This window comes from Caulobacter sp. GW821-FHT10E02 (assembly GCF_059415225.1).
On sequence record NZ_JBWKMV010000001.1, the window covers coordinates 1,179,284 to 1,197,809 of the forward strand.

Here is an 18,526-nt window from a genome sequence, read left to right on the forward strand (position 1 = left end):
TTGCCCGACAAGGGGCTTTACCCTAACCCTCCCGGCCTTGAATTGACTTGAGAAGGAGCGGGCCATCATGAGCATCGCCTTCATTTTTCCCGGCCAGGGCAGCCAGTCGGTCGGCATGGGCGTCGATCTCGCCGAGGCTTTCGCCAGCGCCCGTGAGGTCTTCCAGGAGGTCGACGACGCCCTGGGCCAGAAGCTGTTTTCGCTGATGAAGGAAGGTCCCGAAGGCGACCTGACCCTGACCGAGAACGCCCAGCCGGCCCTGATGGCCGTCTCGCTGGCCGTGACCCGCACGCTTGAAAAAGAATTCGGGGTGGGCGTCGATCGCGCCGCCTTCGTCGCCGGCCATAGCCTGGGCGAATATTCCGCCCTGGCCGCCGCCGGGGCCATTACCCTTGCCGACACCGCCCGCCTGCTGAAGCTGCGCGGCCAGGCCATGCAGCGCGCCGTGCCGGTGGGCGAGGGCGCTATGGCCTCGCTGATCGGTCCGAAAACCGACTTGGCCCTGGCTGAAGCCGCCGCCGCCGGCGGCTCGGAAGTCGGCGTCTGCGTCGTGGCCAACGACAACAACAACGGCAATGTCGTGATCTCGGGCTCGAAAGCGGCCGTCGACAAGGCCATCGAGAAGGCCAAGGAGCTGGGCGCGCGCGCCATTCCGCTGAACGTCTCGGCCCCGTTCCACTGCCCGCTGATGCAGCCGGCCGCCGACGAGATGGCCGAGGCGCTCGCCAAGACCACCATCATCGCCCCGCGCGCGCCGCTGGTCGCCAATGTCACCGCCGCCCCGGTCCACGACCCGGACGTCATCCGCAAGCTGCTGGTCGAGCAGGTCACCGGCCGCGTCCGCTGGCGCGAGAGCATGACCTGGCTGGCCACCGAAGGCGGCATCACGCGTTTCGCCGAAGCCGGCGCCGGCAAGGTGCTCTCGGGCATGGCCAAGCGCATCGCCCCGGATTCGGAAGCGACGCCGCTGAACACGCCCGCCGACCTCGAAGCCTTCGCGGCCTCGCTCTAAAATTATAAGGAAGACCGACACATGTTCGATCTGACCGGCAAGACCGCTCTCGTCACCGGCGCCACGGGCGGCATCGGCGGCGCCATCGCCAAGGCCCTACACGAGCAAGGCGCCCACGTCGTGCTCTCGGGCACCCGCGAATCGGCCCTCTCGGAACTGGCCGCCCAGTTCGGCGAGCGCGTCTCGTACGTCGCGGCGAATCTGTCCGACTCGGCCGCCGTCGACGGCCTGGTCGTCAAGGCCGAGGAAGCCGCCGGCGCGCCGCTGGACATCCTGATCGCCAATGCGGGGGTCACCCGCGACGGTCTGCTCGTCCGCATGAAGGACGAGGACTGGGAGACCGTGATCAAGGTCAATCTGGAAGGCTATTTCCGCCTGGCCCGCGCGGCCGCCAAGGGCATGATGAAGCGCCGCGCCGGCCGCATCATCGGCATCACCTCGGTGGTGGGCGTGACCGGCAACCCCGGCCAGACCAACTACGCGGCCTCCAAGGCCGGCATGATCGGTTTCTCCAAGGCCCTGGCCCAGGAACTGGCCAGCCGTGGCGTGACGGTCAACTGCGTGGCCCCCGGCTTCATCGCCAGCCCGATGACCGACTCGCTGAACGAGCAGCAGAAGGCCGGCATCCTCTCGACGATTCCCGCCGGCAAGCTGGGCGAGGGGAGCGATATCGCCGCGGCGTGCGTTTTCCTGGCCAGCGACCAGGCCGGTTACGTCACCGGCCAGACCTTGCACGTCAACGGCGGCATGGCCATGATCTAAAACCGCTGTGCGTCCTTCGGTCTGCCCGCTAGCAAGCCGAAAAGGAACGTGATAGGCGGTGCCCGACAATTCCTGCGAATAGCGCGGTTTCACTTCGCTGTTCACGGGCCGAAATTTCAATAACGAGGGACTGAACCGAATGTCCGACATTCTCGAGCGCGTGCGTAAGATCGTCATCGAACACCTGGATGCCGATCCCGAGAAGGTCACCGAGAAGGCTTCCTTCATCGACGACCTGGGCGCCGACAGCCTCGACAACGTTGAGCTGGTGATGGCGTTCGAAGAGGAGTTCGACATCGAAATCCCCGACGACGCCGCTGAACACATCCAGACCGTTGGCGACGCCGTGAAGTTCATCACGGAAAAGACCGCCTAAAAGGCGTCGAGTTCGCTAGTCGAACCTGACCATTTCCGCCGCGTCGCACGGGCTCTTGCCATCGTGCGCGCGGCGGTTTTCGTTTGAGGCCCAGAATCTCCAGGAATGGGGATTCGCGAGTGGCGCAGGTTGGGCGTTATCCCCACATCTCGCGTCCCGCATCGAAGGTTTGGGAGTGATCCATGCGTAGAGTTGTCGTCACCGGTATCGGCATGCTGACCCCTCTGGGCCACGGCGTTGACGTTACCTGGAAGAACATCCTCGCCGGCAAGTCCGGCGCCAACCGCATCACGGCCTTCGATCCGACCGACTATGCCTGCAAGGTCGCTTGCGAGGTTCCGCGCGTCGACGGCCGCGGCGGCGGCGGTCCGGACGTCGAAGGCTCGTTCGATCCCGACCAGACCATGAGCCCGCGCGACCAGAAGCGCGTGGACGATTTCATTCTCTACGGCGTCGCCGCCGCTGACGAAGCCATCAAGGATTCGGGCTGGGTCCCGGAGACCGACGAGGACAAGTGGCGCACGGGCGTCATCCTGGGCTCGGGCATCGGCGGCCTGTCGACGATCGCCGACACGGCGCTGGAGCTGGAGGCCAAGGGCCCGCGCCGCGTCAGCCCGTTCTTCATCTCCTCGGCCCTGATCAACCTGATCTCGGGCCAGGTCTCGATTAAGTACGGCTTCAAGGGCCCCAACCACGCGGTCGTCACGGCCTGCGCCACCGGCGCCCACGCCATCGGCGACGCCATGCGCCTGATCAAGTACGGCGACGCCGACGTGATGGTGGCCGGCGGCGCCGAAGCGGCCGTCTGCAAGGTCGGCATCGCCGGCTTCATCGCCTGCCGCGCCGTCTCGACCGATTGGAACGACACCCCGGAAAAGGCCTCGCGTCCCTATGACAAGGACCGCGACGGCTTCGTGATGGGCGAGGGCGCCGGCGCCCTGGTCCTGGAAGAGTACGAGCACGCCAAGGCGCGCGGGGCCAAGATCTACGCCGAAGTGGTCGGCTACGGCCTGTCGGGCGACGCCCACCACATCACCGCCCCGTCGGAAGACGGCGAAGGCGGCGGCCGCGCCCTGGCCTCGGCCATGAAGGACGCGGGCCTGAAGCCCTCGGACATCGACTACATCAACGCCCACGGCACCTCGACCATGGCCGATGGCCTGGAAGCCGGCGCTGTCGAACGCTTCCTGGGCGACCACGCCAAGAACGTCGTCATGTCCTCGACCAAGTCGATGACGGGCCACCTCTTGGGCGCGGCCGGCGCGATCGAGGGGATCTTCTCGGTCCTGGCGATCCGCGACCAGATCGCCCCGCCGACCATCAACCTCGACAATCCCGACGTCCACGTCGCCATGAACCTGGCTCCGAACAAGGCCGTGCCGATGAAGATCGACGTGGCCGTGTCCAACAGCTTCGGCTTCGGCGGCACCAACGCCACCGTGGTGTTCAAGAAGGTCTCGTGAGCAAGAAGCCGCCCGCCCCACGCGCCGCAAAGCGCACGCCCGCTCGGGCGAACCGTCGCGAAACCGCGTCCGTGGGGCGGCGGCTGATCCGCGCCTTCTTCGGCGCCGTCACGACCCTGGTCGTGGTCGGCATGGTCGCCATTCTCGGCGCGGCCTGGGTCTATAACGGCCCGGGTCCCGCCGCGAAGGCCGGCGACAAGACCACCGTCGTCCTGCGCAAGGGCGCCAGCCTGCCGGAGATCGCCTCCAGCCTGGAGCAGGGCGGCGTGATCCGCTCCAACTCGATCTTCATGACCGCCGCCAAGCTGACGGGCGCGGCCCGCAGCCTGAAGGCCGGCGAATACGAGTTCGACAGCCGCGCCTCGATGGCCCAGGTGCTGGACGCCATCCGCCACGGCCGCATCGTTCGCCACTGGATCACCATCCCCGAGGGCCTGACCTCGGACATGGTCATGGACATCCTCACCAAGTCCGACCTGCTGACCGGCAGCGCCGCGACTCCGCCGGAAGGCGCCATCCTGCCCGAGACCTATGAGGTCCAGCGCGGCGAGGACCGCGCCGTCGTGCTCAAGCACATGATGGACGCCCGCGACAAGCTGGTGAACCAGCTGTGGGCCAACCGCCAGTCGGGCCTGCCGTACCAGTCGAAGGAAGACGCCGTGACCATGGCCTCGATCGTCGAGAAGGAGACGGGCGTGAAGGGCGAGCGTCCTGAGGTGGCGGCCGTGTTCATCAACCGCCTGCGCACCGGCATGCGCCTGGATACCGATCCGACCGTGATCTACGGCATCTCGCGCGGCCGTCCGTTGGGCCGAGGCCTGCGTCGCTCCGAGCTGGATACGTTCACGCCATACAACACCTACAAGATCGACGGCCTGCCGCCGACGCCGATCGCCAATCCGGGCCGCGCGGCCCTGGAAGCGGCGCTGAACCCGGCCAAGACCAACGACCTCTATTTCGTCGCCGACGGCACGGGCGGCCACGTGTTCGCCTCCACGCTGGAGCAGCACAACGCCAACGTCGCCAAGTGGCGCCAGATCGAGCGCCAGCGCGCGGGCGAAGGCGTCCCGGTCGTGCCCGCGCCTCCGGCGGGGAAGTAACGCCATGGCGATCTCGGGGATGACGGGCTTCGCCCGGGTCGAGGGCGTCCATGGCGCCTGGACCTGGGCGGTCGAGGCGCGCAGCGTCAACGGCCGCAACCTCGAGACCCGCTTCCGTGGCCCGCCCGGCTTCGAGAGCCTGGAGCGCACCGCGCGTGAAGGCTCGCAAGGCCGCTTCCAGCGTGGCCAGCTGACCGTCAACGTCCAGGCCAAGCGCGCCGAGACCTCGGGCGAGACCCAGGTCAATATCGCGACCCTGGAGCGCTACCTGACCGCTGGCGGGCCCTATGTCGCTACCGGTATGGTCGCCAAGCCGACCCTGGATGGCCTGCTGTCCCTGAAGGGCGTCATCGAGGCGCGCGAGGACGAGGACGACGCCGAGACCCGCGCCGCGGTCGAGACCGCCATGGCCGCCTCGATCGTCCAGGCCCTGGATGGCCTGAAGCTGGCGCGTCAGGAGGAGGGGGCCGCCCTCGATCCTGTGCTGAACGGCCTGATCGACAAGATCGAGGACCTGACCGCCCAGGCCGAGCGCGAGGCCGCCGGCCAGCCGGCTGTACTGAAGGAGCGCTTCGCCCGTCGCATGGCCGAACTGGTCGGCGAGGCGGCCAGCGAAGAACGCATCGTCCAGGAAGCCGCCGCCCAGGCCGTGAAGGCCGACGTGCGCGAGGAACTGGACCGCCTGGCCAGCCACGTCGTGGCCGCGCGCGGTCTGCTGTCGGGCGAGGGCGCGTCGGGCCGGCGGCTCGACTTCCTCTCCCAGGAATTCATGCGAGAATCCAATACCCTCTGCTCGAAATCGGCCCTGACCGCCCTGACCGCGATCGGTCTGGAGCTGAAGGCCGTGATCGAGCAGTTCCGCGAGCAGGTCCAGAACGTTGAATAAACCCCACCACAATACCCGCGGCCTGCTGCTGATGGTCGTCGCCCCCTCGGGCGTCGGCAAGACCTCGCTGACCCGCCGCCTGGTGGCCGACCATAACGACCTGCACCTGTCGATCAGCTACACGACGCGCGAGCCGCGGCCGGGCGAGCACCACGGCCGCGACTACCACTTCACCACGCGTGAAGCGTTCCAGGACATGATCGACCAGAACGCCTTCCTGGAGTGGGCCGAGGTCTACGGGAACTTCTACGGCAGCCCCAAGCCGCCTATCATGCAGGCCCTCGAGCAGGGCCAGAGCGCCCTGTTCGACATCGACTTCCAAGGGGCCATGAAGGTCCATGCCCAGGCCGAGCAGGACAGCGTGCTGGTCTATATCCTGCCGCCGTCGCTGGCCGAGATGAGCCGCCGCCTGCACGCGCGCAGCCAGGACAGCGAAGAGGTCATCCACCGCCGCCTCTCGCGCGCCAAGGACGAGGTCGCTGCTTGGGAGCAGTTCGACTACGTGATCCTGAATGATGATTTCGACCGCGCCTACGCGGACCTGGCCCACATCTATCACGCCGAACGCCTGAAGCGGGCTCGCAACCCGTGGATCGGCGACCTGGTGGGCGATCTTCTCAAGGAAGAGATCTAGCGGCGGACCTCAAGGCCCGCCGCCAGTAGCCTCGCGCCCTTAAAGCGCGCGACGGCCGAAGATCAGGTGGTACAGCGCCAGGATGACGACGGCGCCGATGGTGGCCACGGCCAGGCTGTACAGGTTGAAACCCGACACGCCGCTGTTGCCGAACTGGTTGAACAGCCAGCCGCCGACGAAAGCGCCGACGATGCCGAGCACGATATCCAGCAGCACGCCGCTGCCGGTGCGGTTGACGAGCTTGCTGGCGATGAAGCCGGCGATCAGGCCCAGAAGAAGCCAGGCGAGAATGGACATCGTAGGGACTCCATGAGCGTTGGCCGCCCTGCGCGGCCTTGCCCAATCAAGTCCCGGACAGTCCCGTTAGTTCCCGCGCATGCGGTCCTGAACGTAGGCGATCAGCTTTTCGGCCGGCGGACGGCCGAACACGATGAACAGGCCCGAGCCCAGAATGGCTCCGATCAGAAACGGCAGGTCCATCACGCAAATCCCCTAAGACGCGATCGATCTATGGCAGAGGCCTTGTGGCCAAGCCAAGGCGACAAGGGGGCGCTGCGACGATCGGTCTTGGGTTTGCCGGCTTACAGGGCGGGCTGGGGCGGGGCGATGATGCTCAGCACGCAGGTCAGGCCCTCGGGCGCGTAGTCGAAGGTGGCCGAGCCGGCCAGGTCGCCCTTCAGGCTGGCGGCGATCAGGCGCGAGCCGAAGCCGCCGCGCTCGGGCGGCTTGACCAACGGCCCTCCGCGCTCGCGCCACTCGATGGTCAGCAGGGTGCGGGCCCCCAGGCTCCAGGACACGGTGATCCGGCCGGTGTCGTTCGACAGCGCCCCATACTTGGAAGCGTTGGTGGCCAGCTCGTGGAAGATCATCGCCAGGGCCAGGGCGGCGTTGGGCGCGAGCGGCAGGGGCGGGCCGTCCAGGCTCACCTGGCTGGCATAGGGGCGAAGCGCCTCGGTCAGCAGCTCGCCCAGGTCGGCGCCTTCCCAGTTGCGGCGGGTCAGCAGGTCGTGGGCGCTGGCCAGGGTGTAGAGTCGGTCGTTGAACTGGGCCAGGCCGTTTTGGCCGCCCTCCCGCAGGCTATGGCGGGCCAGGGACTGGACCACGACAAGGGTGTTCTTCACCCGGTGGTTCAGCTCGTTGATCATCAGCTGCTGGCGGTCGGCGGCGCGGCGGGCCTCGTCGTCGCGGGCCCGCAGGATGTCGGCGGCGGCCTGCAGCGAGCCGCGCACCTCGGCGATCTCCTGCAGGTGTGAGGGGGCCGGATCCAGCGGCCGGCCGGCGGCCAGGGCCTCGGACTCGGCGACCAGGCCGCGTACGTCGCGCGAGATCGGGCGAGCGAAGCCCAGCGCGGCGGCCACGCCCAGCGCGATCAGCAGGGCCGCGCCGATGACGGCGGGACCCAGCGAGGTCAGCACCGCCCGGTTCAGCTCATCGCGCGGCACGCCGACGATGAAGGTCCAGCCGGACTTCTGCGAGCGGCTGAACGCCGACAGGGTCTTGGTGCCTTCCAGGGTCTGGCTGTGGATCACGCCCTCGTTGGCGTGGGCCATGGCCTTGCGCATGTCCTTGCTGGCGTGCCGGCCCAGCATCTTGTCCTGGTCGCGCGAGCGGGCCACCAGGGCGGCGTTGCGGTCGACGATGCTGGCCGTCCAGGTGCTGGGGAAGGCCTGGGCCGTCATCAGGCTGTGGAAGTTGTCGGGCGACTGGATGTAGCCCAGCACGAAGATCTTGCCCTTCACCAGCACGGGCATGTCGAAGCCGATGATCGGGGGCAGGGGCGCCGGGCGCGGGATCAGGTCCGAGACCGTGGTGCGGCCGTGGGACATCCGGTCCCAGTCGGCGTCCGACAGGCGCATCGGCGGCGGCGTCTGGCCAGGGCCCATGCGGGTGTTGAGCCACTGGCGGTCCTGGGCCATCAGCACGATCCAGGCGTCGCGGCCCTTGGTGGCCTCGCGGGCCTGCTTGTCGAAGGCGGCCAGGTCGCCCTCGGCCAGGGCCGGCGACACCGCCAGGCCCTGCAGGATGCTCTGGCCCTGGCCGATCTGGCGGTCGGTGGCCAGGGACAGGGCGCGGGTCATGGCCGTCAGCTGGGTGGCGAAGCGCCGCTGGCCTTCCGAATACTGCATGGCGACCAGGGCGCCCATGAGCAGGATGGCCGGCGCGGCCAGGGTCAGCGCCATGACAAGCAACCGCCGCGCCACCGTCGAAGGCGCTTTCACCGTACTGTTGGTGGTCACGTTCGCCCCGCTCAGCCCGGGGTCAGGCTGGAGAGCGCAAGGCCAAGCGTCAATAGGCTTTGAGGTCTTATGTGTGGGGGCGGAGCAGCATCCACAGCGCCATGCCGACCATGAACAGGTTCTCGGTCAGCGAGACGAAGCCCAGCGGCACGTTGGTGTCGCCGCCGACGCAGGCGCATTTCAGTTCGCGCTTGTCGATATAGACCGCCTTGAACACCGAAACCGCGCCGACGCCGCCGATGAAGAGGCCCAGAGGCGCGGCGAATCCCGTCAGCACGCCGGCCGCCATCAGCACCCCGGCGGTCAGCTCCGCGAACGGGTAGATGTAGCCGTACGGCACCCAGCGGCGGGCCAGCAGGTCGTAGTTCAGGAACATGGTCGAGAAGCTCTCGACGTCGCGCAGCTTCAGCATGGCCAGGAGGGCCATGGAGAAAGCCACGAACCACTCGGCGGCCTGGACCGTCAGCGGGGTATGGAAAGCCGCCTGAGAGGCCGCCAGGGCGATCAGGGCGGCGACGGCGAAGACAGCGATCACCGGCGTGTAGGTCAGGGCCTTGGGGTCGCGCGCCCCGAAGTGCAGGCGCAGGTCGCTGTAGCCGCCGATCCGCTCGTCCGCGATGAACACCTGGGGCGTGGTCTTGACGTCATGCTGGGCCTTGAAGGCGTCGGTCTCGGCCCGGGTCTTCAGCCAATGGTCCTCGACCGTATAGCCCTTGGACTTCAGCAGATGCAGCGCCTTCAGGCCCGAGGGGCACAGGTGCTCGGGCATGACCATGCGGTACAGCACGGCGGTCTTCACGGGACTCATCGCTGGAACTCCTTGGCTCGCGACTTGGTCCTCCCCATGTAGGTTCCGTACCATGGTACGGAGTCAAGGCATGGCCGGCACGATTGCAAACCTTGCCCGCGAGGGCGGCGTCGGGGTGGAGACGGTGCGCTACTACCAGCGCCGAGGCCTGCTGCGCACGCCCGACAAGTCCGGCGGCTCGGCGCTGTCTGGCGGGATCCGGCGCTACGAGGTCGAGGACGTCCGCCGCCTGAAGTTCATCCGTCAGGCCCAGGCGGCGGGGTTCACGCTGGAGCAGATCGGCGAGCTGCTGGAGCTGGATGCCAGCGAGGACCGCGCGCGGGCCAGGGCGCTGGCGCGAGAGCGCATCACGGCTTTGGACGAGAAGATCGCCGAACTGCAGGCCGCGCGGGCGTCGCTCGCCAAGCTGGCGCATGCCTGCGCGGCGTCCGACACCGGCCCGTGCCCGATCATCGAGGCGTTCGAGGCTTAGTCCTGGGCGCCGCGCTTGCGCAGCGCGCGGGCGAAGGTCTCGCCGGTCCGTTCGAAGCCGGTGGCGAGGGCGAAGGCGCGCAGGTCGTCGTGCGCGGGCCCGGCGTCGAGGGTGAGCTCGCCGCAGCCCGCCGACCGCGCGGCCTGAGAGGCGGCCTTCAGCAACAGGCGGGCGATGCCGTTGCGACGTCGGTCAGGATCGACGAGCAGGAAAGAGATCGATCCGACCTTGAGGTCGGCGGTGAGCACGGCGCGCCAGTGCGCCACGATGACGCCCGACGGCGGTCCCCATTCCTCGGCGATCAGCAAGGCGCCGGGCTGATCGAGGACAGCGGCCAGGCGGTCCTTGGTCACGGTCGCGCCAGCCGTCGAGAGCAGTTCCGCCAGACCGTCCGCGTCGCCGATCTGGGCGCTCCTGACGGACAGGCCGTAGCGGTTCGACATCAGGCCAGCGTCGCCCGCGCCAGAGCCAGGAAGCCGGCCAGGTCGATGACCTCGGCCCGGGCGTCAGGGCTGATCCCGGCCTTCTCGCACAGGTCGCCGCCGCCCAGGCCCTTGAGGCTGGAGCGCAGCATCTTGCGGCGCTGGCCGAAGGCGGCGGCGGTGACGCGTTCGAGGGCGGCGATGACATCGGCCGGCGGCGGATCGGCCTTGGGGACCAGGCGGACCACGGCCGAGGCGACCTTCGGCGGCGGGGTAAAGGCCTTGGCCGGCAGGTCCATGACGATCTTGGCGTCGCACAGCACCTGGGAGATCACGGCCAGGCGGCCGTAGGCGTCGTCGTCGGTCTGGGCGACGATGCGCTCGGCGACTTCCTTCTGGAACATCAGGGTCATCGACAGCGGCTTGAACGGCCCCGTGAGCCAGTTGATCAGCAGCTGGGTGCCGACATTGTAGGGCAGGTTGGAGACCACGTGGGCCGGGACGTCGCCGGCGGCCTTGGCGCCGTCGACCTTCAGGGCGTCGCCCTCGACCAGTTCAAGGCGGCCATCGACGATCTCGGCGACCTCGGCCAGCAGGGGCAGGAAGCGGCTGTCCTTCTCGATGGCCACGACCTTGGCGCCGGTCTCCAGCAGGGCGCGGGTCAGGCCGCCGGGGCCGGGACCGACCTCAACCACCGTGTCGCCTTCATGGACGTCGGCCAGGCGGGCGATCTTGCGCGTGATGTTCAGGTCCAGCAGGAAGTGCTGGCCGAAGCTCTTGCGCGCCAGCAGGTCGTGGCGCTCCAGGGCCTCGCGCAGGGGCGGCAGGTCGGCCAGGCTCATCTTGTCTTCTCTCAGGCGCCGCGACGGGCGGCGATGTCGGCCGCCAGCTTGATGGCGGCGATCAGGCTATCGGGACGAGCGATGCCGCGTCCAGCGATGTCGAAGCCGGTGCCGTGGTCGGGCGAGGTGCGCACGATCGGCAGGCCCAGGGTGATGTTCACCCCGCCCCAGAAGTCCAGCATCTTGACCGGGATCAGGGCCTGGTCGTGATACATGCACAGCACCCCGTCGTAGCCGAGGCGGGCGGCGGGATGGAACAGGCTGTCGGCCGGAGCCGGTCCGAAGGCGTCGACGCCAAGATCCTTCAGGGCGCGGACGGCCGGCTGGATGATCTCGATCTCCTCGCGGCCCAGCGCCCCGCCTTCGCCGGCGTGCGGGTTGAGGGCGGCGACGGCCAGGCGGGGGGACGCGATCCCGAAGTCCTTGCGCAGGGCCTGGGCGGTGACGAGGCCGCTGTTGACGATGCTCTCGACGCTCAGGGCGGCCGGGACCTTGGCGATGCTGGTGTGGATGGTCACCAGGGTCGCGCGCAGGTCCCCGGCGGCCAGCATCATCACCGGACCGCGCGCGCCGTCGAAGGTCTCGTCTAGGGTCAGCTCGGCCAGGAACTCGGTGTGGCCCGGGAACTTGAAGCCGGCCTCGTACAGCGGGGCCTTGGCGATCGGGGCGGTGACCAGGCCGGAGACCGCGCCGGACAGGGCCAGGCCGACGCCGGTCTCGATCCAGCGGATCACCTGCGGCGCGTAGGCCGGCGAGGGTTGGCCGGAGACGACCGGGGAGAGCAGGGGGATGTCGATGACCGGCAGGGCGTCGGCGAACACGCCGGCGGCCTCGTCGGGGCCCGTGACGGCGCGGACCTTCACCCCGCCGCCGGCCGAGGCCAGCAGCTGGGCGTCGCCCACCACCACGAAGGTCGGACCCTCGTGGCGCAGGGCGGCCCAGGCCTTGGCGATGATCTCCGCGCCGACGCCGGCGGGATCACCGGCGCTGAGAGCGAGCGGGCGGAGTGTCACCGTATATTGCCCCTATCGGGTCTCGATAGTCGCCTGGTTGCGCAGGTCACGCAGGTAGCGCTTGGAGATCAGCGCCAGCTGCTGGCCGCGCAGGCGGTTTTCGATCTGGTCGTGCGATGGGGCGTTGGCGCCGCCCTGGCGCTTACCGCAGACCGCGATCAGGTGCATGCCGGCGTCGGTGCGGATCGGGTCCGAGACCTGGCCGACGTCCAGCTTGTTGGCCGCTTCCTGGAAGGCGGGGGCCAGGTCGGTGATCTCGGCCTCGCCGAGGTCGCCGGCGACCAGGCCGTCCACCTTGCCGGCGGCGCCTTCCAGCGTCGCGCAGCTGTTGATCTTGGGCTTCAGGTCGGTCAGCAGCTTGGTGGCCGCGGCGACCTGGGCCTCGGTGGCGTCGGCGGCCAGCGGGGCGGCGACCTGCTTGAGGTCTACGATCGCGGTCTTCGAGCCGGCGCGCTTGTCGCGCAGATAGACGATGTAGACGCCGTCCTTGACCGGGATCGGCTTGGACATCTGGCCGGGGCGCAGCTCTTCGAGCGCGGCGTCGACTTCGGCCGGCATTTCGCCGGGGCTGACCCAACCCACGTCACCGCCGTTGGCGGCGGTTGCCGAGCCCGAGAACTGACGAGCGACGGCCGGGAAGGGCGCGCCCTGCTGCATCTGGTTGATCAGCTGCGCCGCGCCATTGGTGGCCACTTCCATGCCGCCGACGCGCGCGGCGTCGAGGAACACTTCGCTGACCTGGTACTGCGGCTTGGCGGCGGCGTCGGCGAGACGACGCTGATAGGCCTTGATCTGGTCTTCGCCGATGCGCAGGCGCGAGCCGTAGCGGCCCTGGATCCAGCCCTGCCAGGAGCTGTCGGCCCGCAGCTGGGCGCGCCAGGTGTCCAGGCCGATGCCTTGCTGGACCAGCGAGGTCTTCAGCTGCTCGGCGCTCATCTTGTTGCCTTGAGCGATGTCGGCGATCTGCTCGTCGACTTCCTTCTCGGTCGAGATGATCGTGATCTTCTGCTGCTTCTCGACGCGCTTCAGCTCCTGCATCTGCAGGTGCTCGTCGATCAGCGAGCGCAGGGCTTCCTGCTCGATCTGCGGCAGGTTCTCTTGAGTGGCCTGCATGCCCGAGGTCGCCATGAGCAGGCGCATGCGCTGCATCAGGTCGTAGCTGGAGACGATCTCGTCATTGACGACCGCCGCCACGCTTTCCGACAGCGGGTTGGCCGGAGCCGCCTGGGGCGCGGCCGCCGGCGGCGCCGCGACCTGAGGCGGCGCGGCTTCCTGAGCCTGAAGGGCTTGAGCGGGCAGGCCGAGGCTCGCCACGGTCAGGGCGAGAATGGACGCGGCGCCGGCCGCGAAAGTCGTGACGCTACGCGCAGACCGCATGGATAGTGTCGTTCCTCTAGTCCCAGGCCGCACACGGCAGGCGCGGTCGGTTATCATGTTTTCGGAAGTGACGAACGCCAAATCTGACGTTTCCCCGTGGTCTTCGTCCCCGGAGCACACCGGGCGGACGCGCGCGAACGCGGCACGCCCCCCCATGACGTGTTCACTCATCTACCGGCGTATCCTGCTGCGCCCAATGTGGCGAACGAAAGGCTGAAGACAATCGTACGGTCAGGCTGCAGGCGCAGACCCTGGGCTGTCGAGGCGTAGCGGTCCTGCTGCTGGTAGATCACGTCGATGCGGATGCAGTCGTCCTGGTAGGCCACGCCGATATCGCGGCGGCGCCAGACGTCCTGGACCATGTCGCGCTGACCGAAGGTGGTGACCGAGAAGTGCTTGGTCACCTTCAGCTCGGCGCGGGCTTCGAAGTTCTCCTGGCGCAGGCCGTTGGCGTCCAGTTCGTCCTTCAGATACCGCACCGAGGCGTAGCCCCGGGTGGTGAAGGCGTCGAGGCCGGTTTCCAGGCGACGGATCTCCTGGGTGTCCGAATCAAGGCGGGTGCGGGCGAAGGCCGTGACGCCCTTGATCGGGGTCACGGTCGCGGCGACGATCCAGTCCGACGACTTCTCCTGCAGGCCGGTGCGGGCCGGCATCAGCGGGTCGAACTCGGAGCGGAAGCTGCGGCCGACCAGGAGGCTGCCGCTGCGGCCGCCGGGCAGGGTGTAGGTGGCGCGGCCGCCGACGTTCAGGCGCTGGCCGCCCTCATAGAGGTCGAAGCCGGGCGACTTGTTGGCCGAGAACAGGTTGGTCTCGTCGAACTCCAGCGTCGCGCTGTCTTCGTTGTAGAGGTAGGTCGTCGTGCCGTTGCGGGCGACCACGGTCGGCACGCGCGAGCTGTCCGAGCCGACGGCGACCTGGGCCAGGGGCTCCAGCACGATGTTGCCGCCGTTCTTGAGCGGCTTGTAGAACGGCAGGCTCAAGTCGACGCCGCCCACGCCCAGGGCGCGGGTGTAGGTGTCCTTGCTGTCGTCGCCCAGGGCCGCGGCGGCCGGGCTGACATAGGACTTGATCGAATAGGCGTCGCCGCGCGCCTGGGCGAAGGGCGAGACCTTCAGGCCGTTGCCGACGATGGTGCTGGAGCGCCAGTCGGCCTTGAAGCTGGCGCGGCTGGAGTCGACGCCGTTCTGGCCCTTGTAGTCGGGCAGGTAGTAGGGCGGCTCGCCGTACTGCGATTCAGAGCGGTTGAGCATGACGCCAGAGCCCTGCAGGCGCAGGCGGCCGCCCAGCACCGGGCTGTCCGGTTCCCAGCGGGCCTCGACCAGCGGGCCGATCAGCGGGAAGGCGCCGCTGTTCTCGAAGGCGTTGGCCGAGTTGGTCGTCGGGTTGATGCCCACGACGCGCAGGCCCTGGACCGAGACGGCCGAGACCGAGAACCACGACCGTGCGTCCTGGCGGGTGGCGAACAGCTGCGAGACCAGACGGTGGTCGTCGCTGGTGAACAGGCCGCGCTGAACATAGACGTCGTTGATCTTGTACTTGTCGAACAGCAGGGCGTCGGAGACGCGCTCGGCCGTGAAGCCCCACTTCCACTTCTCGTCGATGTCGAACTTGCCGTTGGCCAGGATGTAGCTGCGGGCGGTCGACTGGCCGAAGCGGTCGCCGTGGATGTCGAAGTCCTTGTCGTACGTGAAGCCGCCGCGCGCCTCGATCGTGCCCGAGTAGAAGCGCTTGCGGTAGTTCACGTTCAGGAACGGATTGACGCCCGTGCTGATCTGCGGGGCGATGATCACGTCCGACGAAGGCGAGATGACGTAGTAGTAGGGCTGGTTGTACGAGGTGCCCCGGCCCTTGGAGAAGTCGATCTTCGGCGCCAGGAAGCCCGAGCTGCGCTTGGCCTGCGGATCCGGGTGCCAGAACAGCGGCATGTACAGGATCGGCGCGCCCCACAGGCGGATGGTGGCGTTCTTGTAGTAGATCAGCTGCTTCTGCTTATCCTGGACGATCTTGTCGGCCGAGACCGACCAGGTCGGCGTCGGCTTCTCGGCGCAGACCTCGCAGGGCGTGTAGATCGCCCGGTTCAGTTCCTGGATGTTGGCGTTGCGGCGCACGGCGGTGACCGACGCGATCTTCATGTTCTGGTCGAGGCGGGCCGCGAAGTTCTCGGCGAAGCCGGCCTTCATGTCCTTGTCGAGTTCCAGGTGGTCAGCGAACTCGGCCGTGCCGTCGGGATTGACCAGCTGGACGTGGCCGTTGGCGACGATCTCGCCGGTCTTGGAATTGTAGATGACCTCGTCGGCGCGCAGCGTGCGGCCCTGATAGCGGCTCTGCACCTTGCCGCGCGCGGTCATGATCTGGTTGACGTCGTCCCGGATCAGCAGGTCGGACTCGAGATAATAGCCCTCGTCCGTCAGGCCGTCGGACGGCGTGGCGGGGACCACCGGAACCGGCGGGATCGTGGCCAGGCTTTGCTGGGCGTGGGCCGCGCCCGCGCAGGCGAGCGCCAGCCACGCCGCGCCGCTGAGCAGCAGCGCGCGACCGGCGGACGGGACGCTGGGACGCGTTTCAGTCATGAATGACCCTGGCAGCAATGACTCACCCATCTTCCGTATAGCAAAGCAAAGTGAAGCCCGCCAAAAGCGCGATCGTCGGCGGTGTCCATGCGGCGATAAAGGGGACCAGAACGTCCGCCTTGCCCAGGGTGCTGCACAGCTCGTTGAAGAAAAAGAATCCGAAGCCCAGCGCGACGCCGGAGCCGGCCAGGGCCGCCAGGCCCCCCAGGCGCATCAGGCGCAGCGAGAACGCCGCCGCCAGCACCGACATGGCCGCGAACAGGACAGGCGTCGCCAGGTCCTGCTGCAGGCGCAGCTTGAACGGCGCGGCCGAGAAGCCCGCGTCCTCGGTCCGCTGGATCGTGGCCGGCAACCGCCATAGGGCCACGGCCTGGGGCGTGTTGAAGCGTTCCGAGGCGGTGCGGTCGTCCAGGTTGGACGGGATCGACAGGCTGTCGGAGCGGATGGCCCCCGCGCCGGGCGTAGCCTCGCGCACGCCGGTCAGCCGCCAGAATCCCGGCTCCAGCCGCGCCTCGTTGGCCTCGATCCGGCGGGTGAAGTCCATCACGCCCTTGGCGTTCAGGGTGTAGACGAACAGCGACACGCCCTTCAGGCGCACCGAGCCGTCGATGACGTCGCGGGCCCGGGCGCGGATGACGATCTGGGTCTTGTCGTCGCCCTGACGCAGCCACGTGCCCTTGGGGGCTTCCTTCAGGTAGCCGTTCATCAGCGCGTCGCGTTCGCTCTCGAACTTGGCGGTCATGGCCGTGGTCAGCGGGTTGAGCAGGGTGATGCTCAGCAGGCCGATCACGAACGAGGCCATGGCCGCGGGCATGATGAACCGCCAGGCCGAGACGCCGGCCGCGCGCATGGCGATCAGCTCGCTGCGTCGGTTCAGCTCGACGAAGGCCCACATGGTGCCAAAGAGGAAGACGAACGGCGCCAGGATCAGGATGGTGGCCGGCGACTGCAGGATGGTCAGGTACAGCAGCTGCAGGAACGTCGCGTCGGCGCGCGTCCCGACATTGCGGGCGATGTCGACGAAGGCGATCAGCATCACCATCGCCCCCAGCACGGCCAGGGCCGCCACCAGGGCGCTCATGGTGCGCTTGAGGACGTAGCGTTCCAGCATGCCCATGGTCAGCATCAGGCGGCTCCCGTCAGGGCGGGGGTCGCCTTGGCCATCTTGGCGGCGCGGCGCGGCGAGACCTTCTGGCGGAAGATCTGCGACAGGCTCCACCACATGGCGGCCAGCGGCACCATGTACTGCAGGACGTTCAGCCAGACGCCGTCCTCGCACGCGGCCTGCACGCCGAAGCCGACGATGCGGACCACCGCCGCGGCGGCGCCGACGGCGGCCATCCGCTTGCCATAGCCCATGCGGCTGAACGAGCCGCCCAGCACGGCGGCCAGGGCCATGGTCATCAGGGCGATGCTGTACAGCGGGCTGGCGAAGCGCGAATGGCCCTCGGCCAGCAGCTTGCCCTTGTTCCGCTGTTCCCACTCCTGGGTCATGTCCGGGAAGAACAGCTCGTGCGGATAGCGGTCGGCGATCTTGTAGTGCACCAGCTCGTCGGTGTGCGACAGGCTGGACAGGTCGAAGGTGTACTCGTCGAACGAGGTGTACTGCAGCACGCCCTGGCGCGAGAACTGCTGGTTCGAGCCATGGCGCATGATCAGCACCGGCTGGCCCTTGCGCATGGCGATCTCGGCCTCGCGCGACGAATAGGTCGAGGCCCCGCCGTTGGGCGTATCCTGGTGGATGAACAGGTTCTGGATCTTGTTGTCGCGGTCGATCGACTGGGCATAGACCGTCAGGCCCGGGCCTGGCTCGGTGAACTGGCCCGGCTGGACCAGGGTCGAGGCGACGTCGGTCTTGATGTCGAAGGCCGTCTCGCGGATCTGGCGGGCGCTCCAGGGCTGCAGCCACAGGCCAGAGACCAGCGACACCAGGGCCGCGATCACCGCCAGGCGCATGGCCGGCGAGATGACGGCCCAGCGGCTCATGCCGCCGGCGAAGCAGACGACGATCTCCTGCTCGGTATGCAGACGATTCAGGGCCACCAGCGCGGCCACGAACAGGGCCAGCGGCATCATGATGCCCAGAAGCTGGGGCAGGGCCAGGACGATGATCTTCAGGAACACCAGCGCGCTCTGGCGCTGTTCCACCAGCACGTCGAATTCCGACAGGCTGCGCGCCAGCAAGGCAAGCGCCACCAGGGCCGCCGTCGCCAGCAGCGTCGGGCCTAGCAACTGCCGGAAAAGATAGCGTTCTATGAGGCGCATCTAGTGGGGTTCGGGGCGGATGGATTCGTGGGACGAACCCCGAAGATGGGTCGTTCTACACGGGGGCTTCGCGTCGGCACAACCGGTGAGCTGACTTAGCTGTGCCGAGTGGCGTCCAACGGAGCCTTTTCTATGGCGCCGCATTGGACTATGCCGCGTGGAGCCTGTCCGCTTCGTTCGAAGCGGATAAACAGGCTCCAGACGAAAACCTGGAGCGCGATACCCGCCGAAACCGCTTACACTTTCGGCTATCGCGCTCTGTTCAAGATGCGGCTGCGCCGTCGCGA

18 protein-coding genes are annotated in these 18,526 nt (G+C 68.2%); 8 read left to right on the top strand and 10 right to left on the bottom strand.

What is annotated here, in order from left to right:
- Window positions 1-67: 67 nt before the first annotated feature.
- The 7 genes from fabD (at window position 68) to gmk (ending at window position 6,233) form a co-directional block, all read left to right on the top strand.
- Window positions 68-1,012, top strand: coding sequence for an ACP S-malonyltransferase (gene fabD / locus AC07NI_RS05220; RefSeq protein WP_494616647.1), 945 nt, complete (start codon window positions 68-70; stop codon window positions 1,010-1,012).
- A gap of 21 nt (window positions 1,013-1,033) precedes the next feature.
- A complete protein-coding gene (gene fabG, locus AC07NI_RS05225; RefSeq protein ID WP_494616648.1) occupies window positions 1,034-1,774 on the top strand; it encodes a 3-oxoacyl-[acyl-carrier-protein] reductase in 741 nt (246 codons plus the stop codon).
- Window positions 1,775-1,913: 139 nt separating this feature from the next.
- On the top strand, window positions 1,914-2,150 hold the full coding sequence (locus AC07NI_RS05230) for an acyl carrier protein (RefSeq protein ID WP_004615098.1): 237 nt from the start codon (window positions 1,914-1,916) through the stop codon (window positions 2,148-2,150).
- A 182-nt stretch (window positions 2,151-2,332) separates the two neighbouring features.
- Window positions 2,333-3,613 carry a beta-ketoacyl-ACP synthase II gene (gene fabF, locus AC07NI_RS05235; protein ID WP_494616649.1) on the top strand — a complete coding sequence of 427 codons (1,281 nt, stop codon included), beginning with the start codon at window positions 2,333-2,335 and terminating at the stop codon, window positions 3,611-3,613.
- Window positions 3,610-4,713, top strand: coding sequence for an endolytic transglycosylase MltG (mltG, locus tag AC07NI_RS05240; RefSeq protein ID WP_494616650.1), 1,104 nt, complete (start codon window positions 3,610-3,612; stop codon window positions 4,711-4,713). The genes fabF and mltG overlap by 4 nt, the downstream gene beginning before the upstream one ends.
- 4 nt (window positions 4,714-4,717) lie before the next feature.
- Complete coding sequence (locus AC07NI_RS05245; protein WP_494616651.1) at window positions 4,718-5,599, top strand: YicC/YloC family endoribonuclease; 882 nt, start codon at window positions 4,718-4,720, stop codon at window positions 5,597-5,599.
- Window positions 5,592-6,233 (top strand): guanylate kinase, encoded by a 642-nt coding sequence (gmk, locus tag AC07NI_RS05250; protein WP_494616652.1) that lies wholly within the window; start codon window positions 5,592-5,594, stop codon window positions 6,231-6,233. Before AC07NI_RS05245 ends, gmk begins: the two co-directional genes overlap by 8 nt.
- A gap of 39 nt (window positions 6,234-6,272) precedes the next feature.
- Here the strand turns inward: gmk and AC07NI_RS05255 are convergent, their stop codons facing one another.
- From AC07NI_RS05255 to AC07NI_RS05265, 3 genes are all read right to left on the bottom strand, one after another.
- Window positions 6,273-6,530 (bottom strand): GlsB/YeaQ/YmgE family stress response membrane protein, encoded by a 258-nt coding sequence (locus tag AC07NI_RS05255; protein ID WP_494616653.1) that lies wholly within the window; start codon window positions 6,528-6,530, stop codon window positions 6,273-6,275.
- A 284-nt stretch (window positions 6,531-6,814) separates the two neighbouring features.
- The gene (locus tag AC07NI_RS05260; RefSeq protein WP_494618273.1) at window positions 6,815-8,413 is read right to left on the bottom strand and encodes a sensor histidine kinase; all 1,599 of its coding nucleotides are present in this window, start codon (window positions 8,411-8,413) and stop codon (window positions 6,815-6,817) included.
- 124 nt (window positions 8,414-8,537) lie between these two features.
- Window positions 8,538-9,278, bottom strand: a complete 741-nt coding sequence (locus AC07NI_RS05265) for a MauE/DoxX family redox-associated membrane protein (RefSeq protein WP_494616654.1) — start codon at window positions 9,276-9,278, stop codon at window positions 8,538-8,540.
- 70 nt (window positions 9,279-9,348) lie between these two features.
- On the opposite strand from AC07NI_RS05265, the gene AC07NI_RS05270 reads away from it, so the two are divergent.
- The gene (locus tag AC07NI_RS05270; RefSeq protein WP_494616655.1) at window positions 9,349-9,750 is read left to right on the top strand and encodes a MerR family DNA-binding protein; all 402 of its coding nucleotides are present in this window, start codon (window positions 9,349-9,351) and stop codon (window positions 9,748-9,750) included.
- Here AC07NI_RS05270 and AC07NI_RS05275 read toward each other — a convergent pair.
- The 7 genes from AC07NI_RS05275 to lptF form a co-directional block, all read right to left on the bottom strand.
- Window positions 9,747-10,193, bottom strand: a complete 447-nt coding sequence (locus AC07NI_RS05275; RefSeq protein ID WP_494616656.1) for a GNAT family N-acetyltransferase — start codon at window positions 10,191-10,193, stop codon at window positions 9,747-9,749. The genes AC07NI_RS05270 and AC07NI_RS05275 overlap by 4 nt on opposite strands.
- Complete coding sequence (rsmA, locus tag AC07NI_RS05280; protein WP_494616657.1) at window positions 10,193-11,014, bottom strand: 16S rRNA (adenine(1518)-N(6)/adenine(1519)-N(6))-dimethyltransferase RsmA; 822 nt, start codon at window positions 11,012-11,014, stop codon at window positions 10,193-10,195. Before rsmA ends, AC07NI_RS05275 begins: the two co-directional genes overlap by 1 nt.
- A gap of 11 nt (window positions 11,015-11,025) precedes the next feature.
- A complete protein-coding gene (pdxA, locus tag AC07NI_RS05285) occupies window positions 11,026-12,027 on the bottom strand; it encodes a 4-hydroxythreonine-4-phosphate dehydrogenase PdxA (RefSeq protein ID WP_494616658.1) in 1,002 nt (333 codons plus the stop codon).
- Between the two features lie 12 nt (window positions 12,028-12,039).
- The gene (locus tag AC07NI_RS05290; protein WP_494616659.1) at window positions 12,040-13,404 is read right to left on the bottom strand and encodes a peptidylprolyl isomerase; all 1,365 of its coding nucleotides are present in this window, start codon (window positions 13,402-13,404) and stop codon (window positions 12,040-12,042) included.
- 167 nt (window positions 13,405-13,571) lie between these two features.
- Window positions 13,572-16,004 (bottom strand): LPS-assembly protein LptD, encoded by a 2,433-nt coding sequence (locus tag AC07NI_RS05295; protein WP_494616660.1) that lies wholly within the window; start codon window positions 16,002-16,004, stop codon window positions 13,572-13,574.
- Window positions 15,997-17,103: an LPS export ABC transporter permease LptG gene (gene lptG, locus AC07NI_RS05300; protein ID WP_494618275.1), complete on the bottom strand. Its 1,107-nt coding sequence runs from the start codon at window positions 17,101-17,103 to the stop codon at window positions 15,997-15,999. Before lptG ends, AC07NI_RS05295 begins: the two co-directional genes overlap by 8 nt.
- Window positions 17,100-18,239, bottom strand: coding sequence for an LPS export ABC transporter permease LptF (lptF, locus tag AC07NI_RS05305; protein WP_494616661.1), 1,140 nt, complete (start codon window positions 18,237-18,239; stop codon window positions 17,100-17,102). The genes lptG and lptF overlap by 4 nt, the downstream gene beginning before the upstream one ends.
- Window positions 18,240-18,526 lie beyond the last annotated feature (287 nt).